The following is a 20,882-nucleotide window of genomic DNA, read 5'->3' on the forward strand; positions in this document are numbered from 1 at the left end:
GATGGGAGGCTGATGGGGTGCTGGCCAGCGCGAAGTACCCACTAGCTCAGATTTTGCTTGCTAGCGGTTTCGTAGGCGGGGTACAGCGGATAGCGTTGCGACCCTGCGCGGCTTGTCGTTGCACGAAAGGTTTTACCAGCTAGATGCAGCGGGTCGCGCTCCTGTTTTGTACATCAGGCCCAAACTTGTTCTGGCTTTAAAAGTAGAAACCCTAGCCGGCGCAGTGCCGCCGGCCCGACCCCACTGCCCCACCCAGGTATATCCAAAAAAAGCCTCGGCTGCGAGGTGCGGCCGGGGCTTTTTTGAGGTGGTAGGCAAAGGGGTTAGTTGACTACCACTTTGGTGGTCAGCTTCAGGCCGTCGGCCGTTTGCCAGGTGGCAATGTAGATGCCGCTAGCCAGCGGCTGCGCCGGCTGAATGGTCATTTCTACGGTGCCGGGGGCAGCTGCTTTCGTCAGTACGAGGCGCCCCACGTTATCGAGCAGCTGCACCGTGCCGCCGGTAGCGGCTAGGTTGGTGGTGAGCAGCTGGAACTGCTGGCCCGCCGTAGGGTTCGGATAGACCACAAGCGCCGGGGCAGCTGGCTGCTCATCGAAGCGCACAGTGACTACCGGCGAGTAGGCGCTGGTGCCGTTCTGGTCTACCTGGCGCAGGCGGTAGTAGCTCACGCCGGCCAGCGGCGAGGCATCGAGGGCCGTATAGTCGTGGCGGCTGAGGCTGTTGCCCAGCGCCGCCACCCGTATCACATCGGCAAACGTGTGGCCATCGGCCGAGCGCTGCACCACGAAGTAAGCACTGTTCTTTTCCGAAGCCGTAGTCCAGGCGGTCCGCACCGTGGTGCCTTGGCGCGCGGCCGTGAAGCTTACTAGCTCCACGGGCAGCGGAGCCGTGCCAGTCAGTGGGTTGTCTACCTGGTTGGTTGAGGCCAGGGCGAAGAATGAGTTGGTGGTAATCGCGGTTTGCGCCCCCGCCGAAGTGGTGTAGCCACGCGGGTAGTCAGGCGAGAATACCCCGGCCCCACCGGCCGTGCTCCAGGTGCTGCTCGCAGTAATCGGGCCGGTCGACTTGGCGACGCGCAGGTTACCGGGCACGTGCACTTCCTCGTCCACTACGTCAGTATTGTAGCTCAGCTGTATCGCAGGCTGCGTGATGGTGCCCGACTGCAGCTGGATGCGGTAATAGCGGTTGGCCGACAAGTTAGACAGCGTGGCGTCGATTTTGCCAGCCGGTGCGCCGTTGATGATTTCGACCAGCACTACCGCGCTCGACGAAGCTGCCTGCGGCGTAATCGTGACGGGGCGGTAGCGGCCCCCCAGGCCCACCGGAAATACCCGGATGCTGGCTGCCGCGTCGGGCAGGGCTATTTGGAGGCGGCCGTTTATATACGTAGTCGGGCTAGCCCCTACAATGGGCTGAATAGTGGTATTAGCCAAGGCCACCATGCTGGTGGTACCCGTGGTAATGAGGCCCCCCCGCATAGTCAGAACGTCGGCCACGGTAATGGTCGTGGACGGTTGGAGCGTGAGCGCGGCCGTGCTCACCTTCTGCACGTCGTAAAATACCGTGCTGCCGGTCAGCACGCGGTTGGCATCGGTAATAAACTGCACCAGGCTGGTACCGGGGTTGAAAGTGCCAGTATTGGTGAAGTTGCCGTAGAGCGAGGTGGTGCTGGCATCGGCAGAGAAGGTGCCGCTGCTGGAGTTGGTAAAGTCGCCGGCAATGCGCAGGATGTTTGGCGCGGCATTATACGTGCCACCGTTGCTGAAATTCCCATTAACCATGATGTAGCTGTTGCCGGCGGTGCCGTTGCTGCTGGCCGCCGTAAACGTGCCACTGGTCGTGTTGGTGAAGTCGCTGCCCACGGTAAGCTTGCCCGTGCCGGCCGTGTAGGTGCCGCTGTTGGCGAAGGTGGTACCCACGGTGAGGCTGCCAGTGCCCAGGTTGGCCTTATAAGCGCCGCTGTTGCTGAAGGCAGCCCCCACGCTTACCCCGCCGGTGCCGTTATTAAGCGTGCCGCTGTTGGTAAAGTTCGTGCCCACGCTCGTGAGGCCAGCGCCCAGGGTCAGCGTGCCGCTGTTAGTCAAGAAGGCACCCGTCGTTAGCGTGCCGTCGTTGAGGTTAAACGTGCCCCCCAGCGTTGCCCCGCTCGTCGCCGAAGTCAGGGTGATGTTCTGGCTGGTGGGGTTGTCGACGGTAGTGCCGCTGGCTAGGGTCAGCGCGCCGTTGATGGTCAGGTCGAGGTTACTCAGCTGTTTGCCGTTGCCGCCCGAGAAGGTCAGGTTGTTGTAGGTATCGCGGGCGGGCAACTGCACCGCCCCGCTGTAGTCTACCGTTCCCCCGTTGGCCGCCACAAACGCCGCGTAGTTGCCCGCCGGGAACAAGGCTGAGCCAATGCGCACGGTGCCGGTGCCCTTCACGGTATTGAAGTTGTTGGCCGCGTAGGTGCCCAGGTCCAGGGTACCGTTCAGCAGCAGGTTAGCGGCCCCCAGGCTGCCAGTAGTGGTCGTGATTAGGTGCCCACTACTGATAATTACCGGGTTGGCTAGGGTCGGGTAGGTGTTGAACGTGGGCAAGGGGTCGCTGCCGTCGGAGTTGTTGGTCCAGCTAGCGGCGCTGGTCCAGGGCGAGCCGCCCGGCCGGCCGGCCGTGCTGTTGCGGCTGTAGAAGGTCGGCACCGTTTGGAACTCCGTGGCATCGCCGCCCGTGTAGTCACCGTCGATGGTGTTGTTCACGGCATCGGTAAAGCTCGGGTTGGTGAGGGTGTGCGTGGTAGCGCTGGCAGCCGGCACGCTGGCAATGCCACCCAGTGGCGTCCAGGCGCCGTTATAGAAGCGGCCCACCTTGTAAAGCGTCTCATTGCCGGCCACGTCATTGGCACCGTAGGTAAAGTACTGTGATACCGTGGGCGAGCCAATGGTGCTGCTGACTTTCCAGTAAAACGAGATTTTATTGGTGCCGCTGCCGGTGGTGGAGGGATGAGCCAGGTCAATGGGCTGCACCGTGAGTGTGCCAGCCTTGGAGTTGGCAGTTACGTTCATGCGCACGGGCGTATACTTGGCCGCCGAGCCCAGCGGGAACGTGAAATCGAGCGCCCCGTTAGGGTAGCTCTTGCGCAGGCCCAGGTCGGCCACAATGCCATTGGTGCGAATGAAGTGCGTGGCGTTGTAGCCCGTTACGGCGCCGGCCGCCGGGTTGCTTAGCCACAGCAGGTTCGAGCCGATGGTGAGTACCCCGTTGCTGAAGGTAAGTACTTTCGTAATCTGTTGGTTAGATATGGTAGTGGCGCCCGCGCCGTTGTTCAGCGTCACATTGCCGAAGACGCCCGTGCCATTGCCACCGATGTTCTGATTGGCCATACCGCCCAGCGTCAGGCCCCCGCCAGTGGGAGCGCTGCTAAGGTGAGTGGCCGAGTTCAGCACGTCGCCCAGAGCGGTAATGGTATAGCCCTTGTCATCGAGCGTGCCTTTGGTCAGGGTCAGGGTGCCGGCCGTCAGGATGTTGCCGCCGAGCTGCAAGGTGCCGTTCGTTTGGGGCGTGTTCAGCACCAGGCTGCCAAATACGGTTAGGTTCGCGCCCGTGCCGTTCAGCAGCTGGGTCGGCACGCCGCCCACAAAGGTGGTCGTCTGGGTCGTTGTAATCGGCTGAAAGCCGCCCGCGTTCAGGGCCGTGCTGGTCGAGCTGTTATTGTTGAACAGGTTTTGGTTGATATTCAGCCCTAGCCCGTTGGCATTAAAGAAGGAATAATTGTTGCCAATAGTGAGCGAGCCGCTCAGCGTAAGCGGAATCACGCCCGTCAGCAGGCCGGTATTGGTGTTGGTATTATCGGCACCGGGCGCCACTTGCAGGTCATACAACGGCACCGTTGAGCTCACGCTGATGGTTACGTTGCCCACGCCGGCGGCCGTATTGCCCAGCACTACCGTGCCGGCGGTTACTACCGTCGAGTCGGGGGCTAGGTAGAGGTCGGCGGTCAGGATGGGGCTCTTCTGGTTCGAGCGGTGCAGGTTCAGCGAGCCGCCGCTCATGCGGAAGATGCTGCCTTTGCCTTGAACTTCAAACAAGCCGCGCTCGTTGTTCGGAGACACTGCAGCGCCCTGGCCGTCGATGTCAATGGTGCCGCCGCTCTGGTCGAAGCGCAGTGCCCCGTCTAGGTTGGCCACGGTGCGCCGAATCTGGCCGTTCACGTACAGGTTGCCGCCGGTAATCTTGATACCCGGTGCGCCCGCGCTGGCATACTCCAGGTCGTTGCCAACGTTGCCATTAGCCCCTACTTGCAGGGTGCCTTGCAAAATTTGCAGCTGGCCGGCCAGCTTCAGGTCGGCCGCTGCGTTGTTGTTGGTTGCCACCGTCACGGTGCCGCCAGCAGCGTTTACCGTCAGGCCGGCGTTGTCGGTGATGAGGTAGGGCGTCGCTACCGCGTCGTGAATGGTCAGGGTAGCGCTCGGCTTGGTGTAGTTCAGTGTGCCGGTGGTCAGCGTCAGCCAGCCGTTGCTGGGTGTAGTGAGCAAGCCGCTGCCGTCGAGGGTCAGCTGCGAGGTGCGGTCCAGGCCCTTATTCACCGTTAGGGTGTAGAGGTCGGTGAGCGGGCCGGCGCTGGTCAGGTTGGCATTCTGGGTGGTCAGGTTGAGGTTCTGATTGTTCAGAAAAGTTAGGTTGACCAGGCCGGTGCCGACCTTAAAGTCCAGGGTACCGTTGTTGGTGAGCTTGCCGCTCACCGAGAGAGAGTGGGTTACCGCAGCATTATTGAGCACGTCGAATGTGGCGCCGCTAGCCACCAGCACGTCGGTGTCGACAGTCAGGCTGCGGGCGGTAGTGCCTTGCAGCCGGAAAACGCCGGCCTGCACAGCCAGCAGCGAATCGGCGCGCAGGTTGCCAGCGGTGCCGCTGCTCACGAATACAGTGCCGGGGAACGTGGTAGCGCCGTTGGCAACGCCGGTCTTGAGCTGGGCATATATCCGCAGGTCCTGGGCAGGCAGGGTGATGGTCTGGCCGCTAGCGGCATTTAGCCATAGGTTGCGATATTGGTTCAAGGTCAGCGAGCCTGATACCGTTGGCACAGTAAAGTTCCGGGTGCCGGTAGTATAGTATTCTACCGTGCCCCCGCCGTACTGAATAAACGAGCCGAAATCGCCGCCGGGGAAAACTGCCGTCGCCGCCGACGAGCTTACGCGCAGACGACCCGAGCCGCCTACTTTGGCATCGGGCAGTGCGCCAAAATTGTGGCCAGTCGTGGTGCCCACGTCTAAGGTCGAGCCCCGGTCAATCACCAGCGAGCCTGATTTGGCGGTATTAGCCGTTACGTTCACCGTGTGGTAGGCGCTGTTGGCAGCCGAGCCAATGAAGACCGGGTTGCCCGCGCCCGGCACTGTAGTAGCCGCCGCGCCGTTGTAGCCCGTCGTGCTCCAGGTGGCGGGAGTTTCCCAGTTGCCGGTTGTGCGGCTGTAAAAAGAAGTAATTGGCCCAAACGTGGCTGGTAGACCGGCCGTAAACTCGCCGTCAAACTGGCCAAGGGCGTTGAACAAGATACTGGAATAAGTGCCGTAGTCAGTTACTCCACCCGAATACGAAGTGTTCCAGGCCGTTGGCAGGTAGCGCCCCGCTATGTAGTTGGCAATGGTGCCCGCCGCGTCCGCATCAATCATCTGGAAGGTTTCTTGGATAGCTCCGCTCGGAATTGCTCCGAAGCCAACGCTGCGCACTTTCCAGTAATAAGCGAGTGAGTTGGTGGTGCTAGCCACGAACGGACTCCGCGAATTAACGGGGCTCACACTCACCTGGCCGTACTTCGCCAAGGCAGTAGCTACTTGCAGGTAGATGGTAGCCGGAGTGAATTTCGTGCCCGTGCCGACCGGAAAGGTAAAGTTATCTGCCCCGCCATAGGTTTTTTGCAGGCCCAGGTCGCTCTGGTTTCCTGCCGTCTGAATCATGCGCTGATAGGTAAAGCCATTTGCTGGCTGAATTGCGCCAGTACTAACGTTGGTCAGCGATAGGCGGTTGGCGCCAATTGCAAAGATGTGATTGCTTTGAATGGTCAGGATGTTAGCCACCGCGATATTGGCCTGTAGAGTAACTGCTACCGCGCCCGCTGCCAGCCCAGTATTAAATATTTTCAGGTTGCCGAATACCCCCGTGCCGTCGCCATTAATGGTTTGCGCCGTGGCCCCATTCATGATAATGCTGCCCGAGCCCCCACCACTCGAATGCGAAGCCGAGTTGATGAGGTTGCCCTGCACGTTGATAGTCTTCCCACCGTCGTTTAGTACGCCGCTGAGCAGCGAGAGGGTCGAGCCGGCAGGCGTATAGTAAGTCGTTACCGTGCCCCCTAGGGTGAGCGTGCCCGCCGATTTATTTATCGTCCAGTTGTTGAATGAGCCGGTGCCGGTGGCCCCCACACCCGAGGTGGGCAGTGTAGCCGCCGTGCTGTTGCTTATAGTACCGTTGTTAGCCAGCAACTGGTCTTGCCCACCGCTGAAGGTTGTTGTGTTAGCTCCCGTCAGGTAAGTACAGCCCGAATTAACGGTGAGAGTTCCCTGAATGGTAACGTTTAGGCCCGCAGCATCAAATGTGGTAGGGTTGGTGGCGTCAAGCGTGAAGTTGTTGAGCACCGTTATGGGCTGAGCAGCCGTTGTAGCGCCCGAGGTGTAGCTAGGCGGTACCGTCACGGCAGCTAGCACTGCCTTACTTGTGCCACCAGCCACCAGTTTTTTGATAGTCAGGTTCCACAGCGGAGACGTAGTTAGAATATTGCCGTTTACACTTGAATTGGGCAGTAGCACTTCAATCGTGCCGCCCGTTACGGTGACGTTGTTCGGGTTTACTCCGATGTGAAACAATCCATTTTGAAACGACCCGTCAGTACTGGCTGGATTCTGTACCCGCAACGTACCGCCACTCATTCGAAATGCTTGACTGATATACGGGACCGCAAAGCGCGCAAAATTGTCGTTGAGTGTAAACGGAACGGTGCCCAGGCTTTCAAACGTGCCGCCTGTCATGGTAAAGGAACCACGGTGAGAGGCAGAAGTACTAGAAGGACGAAACTTATTGACCGAAGTAGTGCCGCCATCAATAATAACTTGCCCGGTTTCGCGCACTACCATGGCATCGGGGGTCATAGAAGATAGCTTACCCGCACTGATGTGGTAAGTTCCATAGATAATAAATGCATTATCGTTATCATTTATAACGGTAGCGCCTGCTATCCAGAGTGTAGGATTAGTGGAAGTCGAGCCAATAGAAAACCCAGTACCTGACCCTACGGTAGTTTTATTGCTAATTTTTTGTAGGTAAATATTATTTCCAAGCTTGGCAACGCCATTTACCAGTACCAAAAGGTCAACTCCATCAGTAAGGTCATTCAAACGCAAGTTACCTTGAGCGGTACCGCTCACGTTAACTGTCGATGTTATATTCAGTAGTACTTGGCTATCAGTGCCCTTATCGACTTGTAAAATATCTAAGTCAGTAGAGCCGTTACAGGCAAAATTAGCATTGGTCGCTCCCGTAAAGTTGAGTAACGCTACCTGCGTATCATCGGCTGTGCCGTTGTGCAGGTTTATCGTGCCGTTGTTGGTCAGGCTGCCACTCGCATTCAGGGTGTGCGAACCGGCGACGGTCGTTACGCCCAGCGAGGTGCCGGCACCAATTGTAATGTCGCCCAGCACGTTCAGTGTGCGGTTGGTGTTGGGCGTTAGGCCCAGATTGAAGCTAACCAGCGGAGCAGTAACAGTGGTGTTGGTGCGGATTAGTGTGAGACTGCCATTGAGCGTCAGGTCGTTATCAAGCTGCACCTCGTAGGCCGTAGCCGTGGTATTAAGCAGGCGCAGGTTATTATAGCCAGAAGTTGGGATAGGTATGGCGGTCGGGCCGGCCGGCCAGTTATAAAACTCCACAGTGCCGGTGTTGGCAGCAGCAAAATTGTTAGTCGTAACAGCTGGAAAGTACGGAGTGCCAATGCGCAAAGTCCCTTGGCCGGCCAGGCTGGTGAGAGAATTACTGAATGTGTAAGTAGACAAGTCGAGTACGCCGCCCCGTTGCACGGTGATGCTCAAGCTGGTCGCAGTTACGGTGCCGCTCAGTTGCAACACGAAGCTGTTCGTGACCACGATATTATCCCCGTTAGCCGGTACCCGCTGGTTGATGGCGGTAGAACCGGTAGGGTCAGTCGTCCACGAACTGGCACTATTCCAGTTACCAGTAGTGCCCCCGCCATTGAATGTATACAAGGTTTGGCCCATCGCTAAGCCGCTCCAAAAAATGGCGAATAATCCAAGTAGGAATGCTCTCATTGAGAAAAGGATTAATGTAAGAAAGGGAGTGAGAAGTGGCTTTGTCTTTTTGAGAAAGAAGCTTGGTCTATCAAATAACAAAGTTCGTACACAGAGATTAAGGATAAAAAACTGACTTTTTAAATGGCTGTTAAATCCTCATTTTGTCTACTTTACAGCAGATTTACTTAAAAAAATACAAAAAAAACATAGATTTTTCAGGTGTATTTTTATTGTATTTTTATCAGATAAAATTATTTCTTATTAAATGGCTCCCTTAATCACAATAATTGCTAGCTGAAACTGAGTGCTTTGCCGATGGTGCAAAGGGCTAGCCAGGGTAACAGACTGCGCAATTGCGACCTAGAATTACCACACTCGAGGAGCACCAGGTGTGTAAGTAGACTAGCAGCTATGCGTCAGCCCGGCATGCCTAAATCTTTGCCTGAGGCTCTGCCGTATGCAGTTGAGTACCCTGGTTGAGGAGCGTGCTCCTCTGTATCAGCTCTATATTTTATGGAATCTTATGGCTAAGAAACCCACTAAACCCAAGCAGAAAGCACCCGAACCGGAAAAGAAGGCCCGCGTGCACAAAGAGCTGGAAGGCTTTGAAATTGGCGTTAACCCACTAGGAGAGATTACTTCTAATTACTCCATTGAGGAGATAAATAAATTTTTGGGTCGCCACGTGCGCGACAAAAAAATCGTGCACCGCGAAGGCCAATTCGGCGAAGAGGCCCAGGCGCGCAGCGCCGCCGAGGCCGCCCGGCTAGCTCGCGAAGACGACGAAAATTTCCCCGTAGCCGATAGCCAGGACGACGAGCCCGAAGAAACCGACGAGGATTTTATGAAGCGCACCAGCCGCGAGGCTAAACGCAGAAAAAGCGTGGGTAATGAGGCCGATGAGGCCGCCGAAACCCGCCGGGAGCTGCCCGAATAAACTAGTAGTACTTACTGATTGTTAATTATTTATGATTAATCAGTAAGCACCGGTTTTGCGCTCGCCGGGCGGCCGCAAGGCGGTTATTCTAGTGGGTGTCGGCCTTTTGCCGGGCACTGGCTTCGAAGTAGCTTAGTAGTTTAGTCATACACCCAGCCAGTAGAAGTGCCGGCGGGCTTGTTGGCTCCGGGGGCGCGGCCCTGGCACGCTGGCCATAGGTAGCCCACTTAGTAGAGTAAAGGGTAGAAAGCGCATGCGCTCAGTCATCGCATAGGGCTGTTGCGCAATCAATCTTCTGGCATTGCTGCAAAGTCTGGCTAGAGCCATAGGTTGGGGCTAGCCATACATTTGTGCTTCACCTAAAGCCTCTTGTTTACTATGCGCTCGCACGATGTTGACTACCGTATTCTGGGCTCCGACATTCAGGTGCTCGAAATAGAGCTCGACCCCAAGAAACCGTGATTGCCGAAGCCGGCGCGATGGTGTATATGGACGAAGCCATCGCGTTTGAAACAAAGATGGGTGATGGCTCATCGGCCGACCAAAGTATCCTAGGCAAGCTATTTTCGGCGGGCACCCGTCTTCTCACCGGCGAAAGTCTGTTTCTTACCCACTTTACCCACCGCGGCAGCTACGGCAAGAGCCGAGTAGCGTTTTCGGCACCCTACCCAGGCACCATTATTCCCCTCGACTTAAGTACGCTGCCCCAGGGGCTTATTGTGCAGAAAGATGGATTTTTGGCTGCCGCGCGGGGCACTCAAATCAGCTTGCACTTCAATCAGAAATTTGGAGCCGGGCTGTTTGGCGGCGAAGGGTTCATCCTGCAAAAGCTGACTGGCGATGGCAAGGCCTTTGTGCACGCCGGCGGCACCATCATCGAGAAGCGCCTTAGCAATGAGCTGCTGCGCGTCGATACGGGCTGCGTGGTGGCCTTTGAGCCGGGCATCGAGTTTAGCGTGGCGCGGGCGGGCGGCCTCAAGTCGATGATATTCGGGGGTGAGGGACTGCTGCTAGCTACCCTGCGCGGTACCGGCCGCGTCTGGATTCAGTCCATGCCCGTCAAGAAGCTGATTCAGGCGCTGGCTCCGTGGGGTGGCAATGCCAAAAAGGAAAGCGGCACTGCGCTGGGCAGCATTTTTGGCAGCTTGCTCGATGAATAAGCGCGGCTAGCTAGGGCTGCCTACCAGGTGAAAGGCCACCACTGCCAGCGCCAGCACCAGCGCCACTGCCAGCGCCCCCACTAGCAGCAGCGTGCGCCGGGTAGATGCCCCAGCGGCTTCCAGTTGCTTGGCTCCGTTAAACGACGAGCGGCGGTACGGATACGGGCGCGAGGAACGGTGGGAAGAGCTAAGGTGCGGGGAAGCCATCGTAGCGAATTGAGTGTGCGTGGTGGGGAAAACTTTATAAATGAACGAAAGAGAAAGACAAAAATACGGTGCAGCTTTCAATTTGGATTTGTGAAGGTAGCTAATTCATTAATTACTCGCCCAATAACCCTTTGTAAGCGACGAATTATACCGGGCTGGCTATTATTCTATCGAGGATGGGCAGCCGGTATATTCTGTGTTTTGTTTTATTTCTGCGGGCTGGCTAGCCCTTACTGATGAATATTGCATTTGCTCCCAACTACGTGCTGCCCCTGCCGCCCGGCCATCGGTTTCCGATGCTGAAATATGAGCTCTTACCCGAGCAGCTGCTCTACGAAGGCATCGCCACGGCCAGCGATTTTTTTACTCCCAGCCCACCACCGCTGTCTGATGTGCTGCTTACTCACGAGGCCGACTATGTGCACCGTCTGCTCCTCGGCCAGCTCACGCGGGCCGAGGAGCGGGCCAGCGGCTTTCCGTGGAGCCCGGCGCTGGCCGAGCGCGAAATGACCTTGCTGGGCGGCACCATCGGCTGCGCGCGGCGGGCGCTGGCTAGCGGCGGGGTGGCCCTCAATGTTGCGGGTGGTACGCACCATGCCTTTGCCGGCCGCCCCGAGGGCTTTTGCCTGCTCAACGACCAGGCCGTGGCCGCCAACTGGCTGCTGGCCCACGAGCCGGCCAGGGTGCGCCAGATGCTGATTATCGACCTCGACGTGCACCAGGGCAACGGCACGGCAGCCATCTTCCGGCACGAGCCGCGCGTGTTTACGTTTTCGATGCACGGGGCGCGCAATTTTCCGGGCCGCAAGGAAGCATCCGACCTCGACCTGGCGCTGCCCGATGGCCTCGGCGACGCCGAGTACCTAACCCGGCTGGCCGACGTGCTGCCCCGCCTGCTCGACGAGCAGGTGCGGCCCGATTTTGTGTTCTATCTCAGCGGCGTTGATGTGCTGGCCACCGACCGGCTCGGCCACTTGGCCCTCACGCGCGAAGGCTGCCGCCGCCGCGACGAGCTGGTGCTGGGAGCCTGCCACCGGCGCGGCCTGCCGGTAGTGGTGTGCATGGGCGGCGGCTACTCCGAAAAAATCAGCGACATCGTGGAGGCGCACGCCAATACCTACCGCGTGGCCGCTAGCCTTTGGGACTAATAAAAAAGCCCCTCGCCGGGGTGGGCGAGGGGCTTTGAGTCAAAACAAGTAGGCTAGTAATTAGCTGTGGTTTTGGTTCGAGGGGCGGTTGGGGTCGTTAGACGTGCCGCTGAAGGTTTTCGAGAACCAGTCCTTGATATCATCGATGGCATGGCCGGTCTTTTCTTGCAAGCGGCCGAACCACTCATCCTGCTTGCCTTCGTCGTAAGACAAATCATCGTCGGTGAGTTGGCCCCACTTCTGCTTGGCAGCGCCTTTGATTTGGTTCCAGTCGCCACGGGCGCGCAGCTCCGTGTTATCGTTGACATTATTGTTGTTAACGTCCATGAGTGAAAAACGTGAAAGGGTGGGTTGTGGAGCTTGTACGGCTACCCTGCGCCTAGGGTTAGCAGGTCAGAGCCCACGCGCCAGACTAATAACCAGCAAGCCGAAAAAAGCGAGGTAAGTAGCAGTGCCTGTCCCATAGCCGGCCCAGGCGCGGCCCGCCTTGCGGCGGTTGGCCTGGTGCTGGTAGCCGTTGGCATACGCTGCATCGCGCAGCAGCTCGGGCTGCGGCGCCATCAGGTTGCGCACCGCCACGGGCTTGAGGCTGATGCAGGCAGTTGGCACAAGCCCATAAACGGGCGAAAGGGCGACGGCCGAGGCAAAGGACCCCCAGAAGGGTCCGCTTTGGTGATAAGTGCGCCGGGCGTCGCGTTCGCCCACCCAGCGGCGCTGCGCGGTGCTCAGGCCGAGCAAGCGGGTCAGGGCCGTATCGGTAGCTGAGGCAGCGGGCGGCGCGGCAGTCAGCACCTCGCGGGTGCCATTGGCGTAGCGTACCAGAAACACGCTGCTTACGGGCAGGCGCAGGGTGTCGGGGGTGGTCAGCGGCACCGGCAGATAGGTGAGCTCGGTGGGCGTGATGCTGAGCACCCGGCCGCTTAGCTCCTGGCCGGTGGTGAGCAGCAGCACGTCGGGGCTAGCGGCGGGCTGTTGGGCCTGGGCGACCGGACTCAGACCCAGCAGCCCGGCCAGGCAGCCCAGAAGGCAAAAAGCGATACGTAGATTCATGATTGATAAGGATTAGAATACGAGTCAGTTACGACGGGTGTTGAAGCCAATGAGCAGGCTGATGCGGGCCCCGCCGTGGCCGGGCACCACGGCCAGGTTGACCGGAAAATTGATGCTGTTGGAGCGAAACGAGGTGCCCACCGCCAGTACGATGTCGGCCCCCAGCGGCGTCACATTGGGCCCTAGCCCCACCTCGAAGCCCTTGGGGCCGCGTAGCCCCAGCAGCCCGCTTACGCTCGGAATAAACTGGCTCTGCTCAAGGCCGCCCACCAACGGAATTAGCTCCACCAGCCCGCTCGTACCGTTGGGCAGCCGAAACAGCCGCGACTCAAACTGCCAGCCAAACTGCGTCAGGAAGGGGTTGAGGTCGTGCACCTGGTCGCGGGCGCGGTTCAGCACGCCAGCGGTGAGCACCGTAAAGCCCAGGCGCGGCCCGCTCAGGTGCACGGGCTCGGGGCTAGCTTCGTCGCCGGGCACCAAAGGGCCAGCGGCGGGCAGCGGGGTAGGGCTGGCGCCGCCCGGCGTTGCCACTACCAGGCCAGGGGCGAGCGGGGCCGTGCCGGGGGCCACCGGCGTCAGCACTTCTTGCGAGCCGTTGGCGTAGCGGATGCGAAATACATCGGCCTTGCGCACGCTGATGAGCGGGCCGTCGGGGTTGTCGGCCCGGCGGTATTTCACCAGCTCGGGCGTGATTTCCAGTATCTTGACCAGCACCTCAGTACCGTCGCGGCGGGTGAGCAGGTCTTGGGCGGCGGCCGGGGTGGCTAGCCCCACCGCCAGTAGCAGCAGGGTGGCGAGTAGCAGGCGTTTCATAGGCGAAGGGCTGGGGGTGAATGAGGGGGGCAAGCTAGCCAGCCCTTACAGCCTGCGCCAGGCTACTTTGCGGTCGCCGGGACTTTATTTTATAGATGCTTATTCAGGTAAAATATTGAAATTAAGTGAATTGGGCTTTGCTTCATAAGATTTTAATAAGCTACGCCCACGAGTACCTTTGAGGGCGCGGCGCGCTTGCTAATCCCACTTGCTTTGGTGCGCCCGCGCCCAACTCCGCCCTCTATGGACGACCTGCGCCTGACGCTCCAGACCCTGACCCCCGACGACCGCCGCGACCTCGCCCAATTCATGCAGTGGCAGCGCCGCCGCGCCACCGGCCGCCAGGATGTGCGCCTGCTCGAACTGCTGCTGCACCCCAAAGAGTACGACTCCGAGGTGCTCATCAACAAGCTCTACCCCGACGGCCCTAACCCCGTGGCGTACTATGCGTTGCGCAAGCGCCTGTTCAAGCAGCTCACCGATTTCCTGCTGCTGCGCCAGCGCCAGCACGATGCCACGGCCGCCACGCCGGTGCGCGGCCACCTCACCCTAGCCCAGTATTTGTTTGATGCCGGCGTGCCGCGCCTGGCCTGGACCATGCTGCGCAAGGCCGAGAAGCTAGCCCTCGACGCCGAGCAGTACGAACCGCTGAACGCCGTGTATAACGTGCAGATTCAGCACGCCCACTCGCCCCACGCCGAGCCGCTCGACGCCATTATCGAGCGCCGCCACCGCAACAAGAAGGCCGCCGATGAGGAAGAGCGCGCCGGCATTGCCGATGCCCTGCTGCGCCAGCGCCTGCGCCAGGCCCGCCTGCACGGCCGCGGCGCCGTGCCAGTCGATGAGCTGGTGCGCAATGTACTGAAGGAGTACGACTTGCAGGAGGCATTTGCCCGCTCGCCCTCCCTGCTGACCCGGCTGCTGAGCATAGCGCGCCACGCCATGCTGGTGCGTGGCGACTACGTCAACTTCGCCCCTTTCATCGAGCGCTGCTACCGGCTCATGGAGCGCCGCCACGGCTTTGCGCCCGCCCACCGCGGCTACCAGCTGCGGCTGCTATACATGCTGGCGCACGCGCTCTACCGCGCCCGGCGCTTCCCGGAGTCGGTGGCGTACCTGGAGCAGGGGTTAGCGGTGCTGGCGGCCGCGCCCGGCCGGCAGTTTGCCGAAGTAGGGCCGCGCTTTGCGTTTTTGCTAGCGGCCAATTATGCATTTCTCAATCGCAACCGCGATAGCATCAAGCTGTTGGAAGAGGCCCTGAAAGCCAAGCCCGCGCTGCTGCCCGACGACCAGCTCACGGCGCGCCTGCAGCTCACGTTTCATTATTTCGCCGAAGGCAATTTTGCCAAGGCTAGCCAGACGCTCATCAGCCTCGACCGCACCGACCATTGGCTGGAGCAGCATATGGGCCTGGAGTGGCTACTCAACCATAATATTGGCGAACTGCTCATTCAGCTCGAATTAGGGAACCCCGATATGGCCCTCACGCGCCTGCGCGCCATTGCGCGGCGCCTGCACGAGCAGTTCCCGGCCGCCGAGGCCACGGCCGATGCGCCCGCCGTGCCGCCGGGCGGCCCCTACCACGCCGTGGTGCGCTACCTCGAGCTGGTGCACGAGATTATCGACGACCCGGCCGTGGCTACCACGCCGGCCTTTGCGCAGCGCGTAGCTACCATGCCGGCATTTTTATCGCAGGAAAAGGAAGACCTTCAGATAATCAGCTTTTTTGCTTGGCTGCGGGCACGGGTGCTGGGTCGGCCTTACTACGAGGTGTTGCTGCAGGTGGCGCATTAGAGCGGTTCTCAGGTTAGTGTACATGGTATTCGCAGTAGTCAAACCAGTTTTTTGCGTCGTTTGCGGTTATCCACTCGCTAACTGTCTGCATGACTGCCTCCAAGGCCTCGCGGGTGCGGGCTTGAGCGGTACGCAGCTAGGTTTTGAGCTTGCTGAAGGAGAGTTCGACGGGATTAAAGTCGGGCGAATAAGGCGGCAGATACAGTAGGCGGGTCCCGCGGGCTTCGACCACTTCAGCCAGGCCAGCCACTTTATAGGCCGGCAGGTTGTCGAGCACAACCACGTCGCCAGGCACGAGCGTGGGGCCGAGTACTTGGTCGAGGTAGCTGGCAAATACGTCGCCGTTGACGGTCCCACTCACGGTAATGGCCGCTTGCAAGCTGGCCAAGTTCAGGGTGGCTACCGGCGTCACGTTCGGCCCGCCGTGCAGGGGCGCAGATTGATGGGTCCATCGTCCGCCCTCAGCGCGGGCATAGCGGCGGCAGTAGGTCAGGTTGGCGCTGGTTTCGTCCACGAACTTGAAATAGGTGAAATCCTCGACTTGCAAGACCTCGAGTAAGGCCGTTCGCAAGGCCCTCACGCGGGCGGTGTTACGCTCGGCGGCGTGAACGCTCTTTTTTTCGCCGTCAGACCAGTGCCTGCACCGCCCGGCCCAGCGTGGCCAAGCTCACGGCCGGGCCGCCCAGCGCGGCCTGAGGTGGTCTAGACAAGGCGGACAGAAGAAGGACGTATATTTCTTCTGTTATGGCAGCAAAAACCAGCGGGTCGTCGCCCGACAAACGGCGTAAATACGACGAGGCGTTTAAGGCCGAGGCGCTGCGCCTAGCCAGTGAGAGCCGCAGTACGCAAGCGGCGGCGCGGCAGTTGGGCATCAGCTCCAAGCTGCTTTACCGCTGGCAGCAGGCCCAACTCGTGGCCGAGGTGGGCAGCGAAGAAGTAGCCCGCGACCCGGAGGTGCGCGCCCTGCGGGCCCGTCTGAAACGGGCCGAGCAGGAGCTCGAGATGTTAAAAAAAGCCTTGGTCATCTTCGGCCAACCGACCCGGTGAGCACCTACCAGCACATCGCCCAGCGGGCCAGCCAGGTGCCGGTGCGTCAGCTCTGCCAGGTGCTGCGCGTGGCCCCGGCCGCGTATTACGCCTGGCACCGCCGTCGGCAGCAGCTGGTAGTCGAGCCGACTTGGCAAGCAGCCGTGCGCGAGGCATTTATGCATCACAGCCAACGCTACGGCACGCGTCGGCTGCGGGCCGAAGTGCAGGCGCAGGGCCATGCCGTGGGCCGCTGGCGCATTCGCCGCGTGTTAAAAGCACACGGCTTGCGCGCCCAGCAGCTCCGCTCGTTTGTGCCGCGCACCACCGATTCCGACCCGGCCGTGCGGGCCGCCCCCAATCGTTTGCTGGGCCAGCCGGCCCCCACCACCCTCAACCGGGTCTGGGTCGGCGACATCACGTATCTGCCTCGCCAAGGCGGCGGCTGGCTGTATCTGGCCGTGTGGCTCGACCGCTGCTCGTGCAAGATTGTGGGCTGGGACGTGCGCGACACCATGCCAGAAGACCTGGTGAGCGAGGCGTTGCGTCGCGCCCTGGTCGTGCGCCGCCCGCCGGCCGGGCTCGTCGTCCACTCCGACCAGGGCAGCCAGTACACGGCCACCCGCTTCAAAACCCTGGTCGCCCAACACGGCGCGCTGCAAAGCATGCGCCGGCGCGGCAACTGCTACGACAACGCGCACACCGAATCGTTTTGGAGCCGCTTCAAGGCCGAACTGCTCAACGGCAGCAGCTTCCCCGGGCTGGCCGAAGCCCAACTCGAAATCAGCCACCACATCGCCTATTACAACGCCGAGCGGCGACATTCTGCGCTTGGCTACCAAGCACCCAACCACTTCGAAAAACATCTTCAAATAACGTCCCAACTCTGTCCGGCTTAGCTAGACCACCTCATTTCGCCGCGTCGCCACGCGCTATTACAAGTTGGACACATATTTTCTAGCCTGTATTCACCTGGCCGCAACCGTCCTCTGGCTCCGCGATTGTTAACACACTTCCTAACACCCCCTTACAAATTCCACGTAGCAGTTCTCGAACCCGATCCTCTGCCAACACGGTCATCACGGGTTTACGATATTTGGTTAGACAAACAATATGCTACTTGTAATCATAAGTGGTATGGCTGGTGTTGCTGCATAGCTTACCCGAATCAATAGGTAAAAGTATTGAGCTAAGACCTTCGCATAAATATAAATTATTTAATTTATATTTATGCGAAGGTTGCCAAAAAAATGCTCTATAAATTGCTGTGCGCGCACTGCAAATCAGGGCTAAGTATAGTAATTTTGTATGTAGCTTACTATTCACTAACTCTACGTTTTGTCTGCTAAATAGTATATCTAAATAAATGGTTTTAAATATATATTTTAGTTTTGATTTATGAAAATTATTCGGTAATGACCTAAGTCTTGGTGAGTCGTATTTGCTTATATATTTAAAATAATGTTAAAGTGCGCAAAATGCGGCATTTCTGCCCTTGGTAAGAATGGTTCGAGCAATGGTAAAGCAAAATGTTAGTGTACAGAATGCCGACACCAGGCAGTACTGTCTCCTGCTAAAATTACACGGACTGTTTGTTACGAGCAGGTTACCAAGCTGTTAGTCGAGCGTAACTCGCAACGTAACATTGTGCGGGCAACCGGGGTAGCGCGCATGACGGTTGCGAAACTGGTAAAAAAAGCGAAAGCCAGTCGTCCGCTTCCGGCGGAGCTACTGAACAAATTGACTGATTTAGAATTAGATGAGATGTGGACGTTTGTAGGTCGGCGGAAGGATAAGATGTGGCTCTGGCGAGTGGTAGAGCGGGCAACCTGGCACATCGGGGCCTGGGTGCTCGGTTGTCGAGGTACAGCCACGGTAAAACGTTTATGTCAAGCTCTTCCGGCTCGTTATCAGCAGCATACTGTTTGTTATACAGATGAACGGGAAACCTACGCCAAGGTGTTGCCGATTGCCGCGCACCGCTCAAGTACCAAAGGCAGTGGGGCAACTAGTATCGTAGAACCGCTGAATTGCGCATTGCGCCAGCGCTGTGGCGTGCTAGCGCGTAAATTATAATGTTTTACAAGTTACATAGTATGCATCAAATATAAATTCAATTTTGCATTGATGCTTACAATCTAAACCTCACTAAAATTCATGCTGTCACCAGATATTCGACATAAATTTATAAATGAATCGAATGAACATTTTCGATATTTGGGATAATCAAAATCGAGAGTTTAAATAATATCATAAGTTTCTACTTGAAAAATGTGTAACATGAAATTTTCAATAATACTTATAAATTACAATACTTTTGCTGTAACCTGTGATTGTTTGCGTGACATTTATAGCAGTAATTGGGATTGGGATTTCGAGGTTATATTAGTTGATAATGCATCCGTAGAATGTGACCCGGAAGAATTCAAGCGGTTATTTCCATTAATAAATTTAATTAAAAATTCTGAAAATTCAGGTTTTGCAAGGGGTAATAACCTCGGAATTAAAATTGCAACAGGAGAGTACTTGTTGATATTGAATACTGATACTATCAATCTGAGAGATGGAGTTGCTAAGTGTATTCAGTACATGGATATGCATAAGCAAGAGAAAGATTTAGCTGGAGTAGGCTGCAAAATTCTGTCACTCGACGGCAGTATGCAAAGGTCAGCATTTGACTACCGCACTGGTCTCAAATCGGTTTTGCTTAGCAATTCTATTTTTAGTTTTACGGCTTCGAAACTGGGTCTAAGCAAATATCGAAAGAATGGTTATATGGAAGCGATGCATGAGAAAGAGCATTCAATTCAAGCCATGTTAGGTGCATTTATGCTATTGCGCCGGGAAGTGGTTGAAAAAGTCAAGCCTTTTGACCCGGATTTCTTTATGTATTGCGAAGAAATAGAATTGTGTTACCGCATTGTTGATAATGGTTACCGTTTGATGTATACGCCAGATGCAAATATTATTCACCTTGGCGGTGTGTCGAGTGCTAATACTAATCAATGGGAGTACAATAACCGTCAAAATTTCCTGTCTGTATTATTGCTTATTTTTAAGCAACATGGGTATTTTGGGGTATTTATTTTTAATGTTTTATATATCGTAAATTTTATGACAAATATATTTTTAATGCCTTTTAGAGGTGAAGGAGCAAAAATAAATCACACCCACTTTATGAACGGGACAAAATATTCACTTAAATACCAAAAAGTGATGCTTAAGTATTTTAAACCATCATTTGGTTCGAGTAAATTCCCTTTTAAATTGTCTATTGTAGAAGAAATAGCTAAATCAGCGTAGCATTTTACTAGAGAAGAGGTAGAGGGTTGATATAGTGGATTAGTGAACGGTGTAGCTGCTTTTGGGTGCCTTGCGTAACTAGCTGCTAGGCAAGCTTATTCTTTGGATTTGCGCCAGCGCATCGTGCAGGCGTGTGCCGTGCCAGGTGCCCGACAGGTACAGGTGGCGGCTCGTTTCTGTGTGAGTGTGGCCTTTGTGGGCAAGCTGTTGCGCCGTCAGCGGCACACGGGCCCTGTGGCTGCGCGGCCCGGCCGGGGCGACCGCGCCCGCTACCTCGACGCGGCGGCGCACATCTGGCTCGTGGTTCAGGTGAAGCAGAGGCCGGACCAGACGCTGGCCAAATTGCGCACGGCTTGGGTAGCCGCCGGGGATGCCCCGTGTGTTTACCTGTTCTTTGGCGCGTGCTCGACGAGCACGGGCGGCGGCGCAAAAAAAAGCCTACATGCCACTGAGCGGGAAACTGAACGCGTGGGCCTGTTGCGCCAGCAGCATGTCGAAGCCATCGCGGCGCGTGTGGACGTAGGGCGGTTTCACTTTCTCAATGAGATCGGTCTGCGCTTGGACTATACCGGCGTTACGGCCGAGCTCGGGGCGGCCGGCGCGTGGGTGGGGCCGTGCCCTTGCGCCGCCCTACCTGCTCGCTGACGCTGATTGACGCCTTGTCCGTGAACGGGCTACATGGGGTACAGGTGCTGGAAGGAGCCTTGAATCAGCACAGTTTCGCTCTATACATCGCGCGCATCCTGGCCCCGCAATTACGGCGCGGGGACGTGCTAGTCCTCGATAACCTACGGGTGCACCACCTGACCGGGCTGCTGGCGCAGACAAGTCGCCAACTCCGCGCGAGCCGCCGCGTCGAGAGGTGAAGCCGCTGCGGTGGGGCAGTGCGGCCATAGACCCGTTCGCCCGCTGGCAGTAGCCCAGCCTTTCGACAAACGAAACCGACACAAAACCGGGCGACAACGACCGTTTGCGCGAAGCCAGGCTCAGCACATACCGCTGCTACCCGCTCGCGCAAATCATTGGAACAGGCCTTCATGCATAAAATATACTGCCCAAACCATACACTAACCGCAGAAATGCTCTAGGGAGTGAGGACAATCAGCGCAGCTAGTCGAGGGCCGTAGCGATATGCCAAAGGGCCAAAAATGAAGCGACGGTTTTTCGTAGCGCG

The 20,882-nt window shown here is 57.6% G+C and carries 13 protein-coding genes and 3 pseudogenes; 10 read left to right on the forward strand and 6 right to left on the reverse strand.

The features are described from left to right. Window positions 1-323: 323 nt before the first annotated feature. Window positions 324-8,237 (reverse strand): T9SS type A sorting domain-containing protein, encoded by a 7,914-nt coding sequence (locus tag GKZ68_RS17305; protein ID WP_173116976.1) that lies wholly within the window; start codon window positions 8,235-8,237, stop codon window positions 324-326. Between the two features lie 556 nt (window positions 8,238-8,793). Here GKZ68_RS17305 and GKZ68_RS17310 point away from each other — a divergent pair. Together GKZ68_RS17310 and GKZ68_RS17315 are read left to right on the forward strand one after the other, a co-directional pair. Further along, window positions 8,794-9,207, forward strand: coding sequence for a hypothetical protein (locus GKZ68_RS17310; RefSeq protein ID WP_173116978.1), 414 nt, complete (start codon window positions 8,794-8,796; stop codon window positions 9,205-9,207). 378 nt (window positions 9,208-9,585) lie between these two features. Continuing rightward, a pseudogene (locus tag GKZ68_RS17315) lies at window positions 9,586-10,367 on the forward strand (TIGR00266 family protein). 6 nt (window positions 10,368-10,373) lie between these two features. Here GKZ68_RS17315 and GKZ68_RS17320 read toward each other — a convergent pair. Next, on the reverse strand, window positions 10,374-10,574 hold the full coding sequence (locus GKZ68_RS17320) for a hypothetical protein (protein ID WP_173116980.1): 201 nt from the start codon (window positions 10,572-10,574) through the stop codon (window positions 10,374-10,376). 236 nt (window positions 10,575-10,810) lie between these two features. Here GKZ68_RS17320 and GKZ68_RS17325 point away from each other — a divergent pair, with 236 nt between their 5' ends. After that, window positions 10,811-11,722 carry a histone deacetylase gene (locus GKZ68_RS17325; protein ID WP_367949174.1) on the forward strand — a complete coding sequence of 304 codons (912 nt, stop codon included), beginning with the start codon at window positions 10,811-10,813 and terminating at the stop codon, window positions 11,720-11,722. 60 nt (window positions 11,723-11,782) lie between these two features. Here the strand turns inward: GKZ68_RS17325 and GKZ68_RS17330 are convergent, their stop codons facing one another. From GKZ68_RS17330 to GKZ68_RS17340, 3 genes are all read right to left on the reverse strand, one after another. Further along, window positions 11,783-12,049 carry a CsbD family protein gene (locus tag GKZ68_RS17330; RefSeq protein WP_173116982.1) on the reverse strand — a complete coding sequence of 89 codons (267 nt, stop codon included), beginning with the start codon at window positions 12,047-12,049 and terminating at the stop codon, window positions 11,783-11,785. A gap of 66 nt (window positions 12,050-12,115) precedes the next feature. Beyond that, complete coding sequence (locus GKZ68_RS17335) at window positions 12,116-12,772, reverse strand: hypothetical protein (RefSeq protein WP_173116984.1); 657 nt, start codon at window positions 12,770-12,772, stop codon at window positions 12,116-12,118. 24 nt (window positions 12,773-12,796) lie between these two features. Further along, window positions 12,797-13,585, reverse strand: a complete 789-nt coding sequence (locus GKZ68_RS17340; protein WP_173116986.1) for a hypothetical protein — start codon at window positions 13,583-13,585, stop codon at window positions 12,797-12,799. 243 nt (window positions 13,586-13,828) lie between these two features. Here GKZ68_RS17340 and GKZ68_RS17345 point away from each other — a divergent pair, with 243 nt between their 5' ends. Further along, window positions 13,829-15,379 (forward strand): tetratricopeptide repeat protein, encoded by a 1,551-nt coding sequence (locus GKZ68_RS17345; protein WP_173116988.1) that lies wholly within the window; start codon window positions 13,829-13,831, stop codon window positions 15,377-15,379. Window positions 15,380-15,518: 139 nt separating this feature from the next. Here the strand turns inward: GKZ68_RS17345 and GKZ68_RS17350 are convergent. Continuing rightward, window positions 15,519-15,959, reverse strand: a pseudogene (locus GKZ68_RS17350) (transposase); the annotation flags it as partial. A 164-nt stretch (window positions 15,960-16,123) separates the two neighbouring features. Between GKZ68_RS17350 and GKZ68_RS17355 the strand changes: the two are divergent. The 6 genes and pseudogenes from GKZ68_RS17355 (at window position 16,124) to GKZ68_RS22780 (ending at window position 20,574) form a co-directional block, all read left to right on the forward strand. Next, window positions 16,124-16,426: a transposase gene (locus GKZ68_RS17355; RefSeq protein ID WP_173116992.1), complete on the forward strand. Its 303-nt coding sequence runs from the start codon at window positions 16,124-16,126 to the stop codon at window positions 16,424-16,426. Beyond that, window positions 16,423-17,304, forward strand: coding sequence for an IS3 family transposase (locus tag GKZ68_RS17360; protein WP_173116994.1), 882 nt, complete (start codon window positions 16,423-16,425; stop codon window positions 17,302-17,304). The genes GKZ68_RS17355 and GKZ68_RS17360 overlap by 4 nt, the downstream gene beginning before the upstream one ends. Before the next feature lie 649 nt (window positions 17,305-17,953). Then, window positions 17,954-18,481: pseudogene (locus GKZ68_RS22775) on the forward strand (IS1 family transposase); the annotation flags it as partial. 204 nt (window positions 18,482-18,685) lie between these two features. Further along, window positions 18,686-19,708, forward strand: coding sequence for a glycosyltransferase family 2 protein (locus GKZ68_RS17370; RefSeq protein ID WP_173116996.1), 1,023 nt, complete (start codon window positions 18,686-18,688; stop codon window positions 19,706-19,708). Between the two features lie 138 nt (window positions 19,709-19,846). After that, window positions 19,847-20,353: a hypothetical protein gene (locus GKZ68_RS17375; protein ID WP_173116998.1), complete on the forward strand. Its 507-nt coding sequence runs from the start codon at window positions 19,847-19,849 to the stop codon at window positions 20,351-20,353. Continuing rightward, on the forward strand, window positions 20,323-20,574 hold the full coding sequence (locus GKZ68_RS22780) for a transposase (protein WP_367949175.1): 252 nt from the start codon (window positions 20,323-20,325) through the stop codon (window positions 20,572-20,574). Before GKZ68_RS17375 ends, GKZ68_RS22780 begins: the two co-directional genes overlap by 31 nt. The last annotated feature ends 308 nt before the right edge of the window (window positions 20,575-20,882 follow it).

Source organism: Hymenobacter sp. BRD128, assembly GCF_013256625.1.
Lineage (GTDB): Bacteria > Bacteroidota > Bacteroidia > Cytophagales > Hymenobacteraceae > Hymenobacter.

Coding starts and splice junctions, on each gene's coding strand:
- GKZ68_RS17305 (WP_173116976.1), bottom strand. CDS start 8,237: ATGGGCCAAACCTTGTATACATTCAATGGCGGGGGCACTACTGGTAAC.
- GKZ68_RS17330 (WP_173116982.1), bottom strand. CDS start 12,049: ATGGACGTTAACAACAATAATGTCAACGATAACACGGAGCTGCGCGCC.
- GKZ68_RS17355 (WP_173116992.1), top strand. CDS start 16,124: ATGGCAGCAAAAACCAGCGGGTCGTCGCCCGACAAACGGCGTAAATAC.
- GKZ68_RS17345 (WP_173116988.1), top strand. CDS start 13,829: ATGGACGACCTGCGCCTGACGCTCCAGACCCTGACCCCCGACGACCGC.
- GKZ68_RS17325 (WP_367949174.1), top strand. CDS start 10,811: ATGAATATTGCATTTGCTCCCAACTACGTGCTGCCCCTGCCGCCCGGC.
- GKZ68_RS17340 (WP_173116986.1), bottom strand. CDS start 13,585: ATGAAACGCCTGCTACTCGCCACCCTGCTGCTACTGGCGGTGGGGCTA.
- GKZ68_RS17335 (WP_173116984.1), bottom strand. CDS start 12,772: ATGAATCTACGTATCGCTTTTTGCCTTCTGGGCTGCCTGGCCGGGCTG.
- GKZ68_RS17370 (WP_173116996.1), top strand. CDS start 18,686: ATGAAATTTTCAATAATACTTATAAATTACAATACTTTTGCTGTAACC.
- GKZ68_RS17310 (WP_173116978.1), top strand. CDS start 8,794: ATGGCTAAGAAACCCACTAAACCCAAGCAGAAAGCACCCGAACCGGAA.
- GKZ68_RS17320 (WP_173116980.1), bottom strand. CDS start 10,574: ATGGCTTCCCCGCACCTTAGCTCTTCCCACCGTTCCTCGCGCCCGTAT.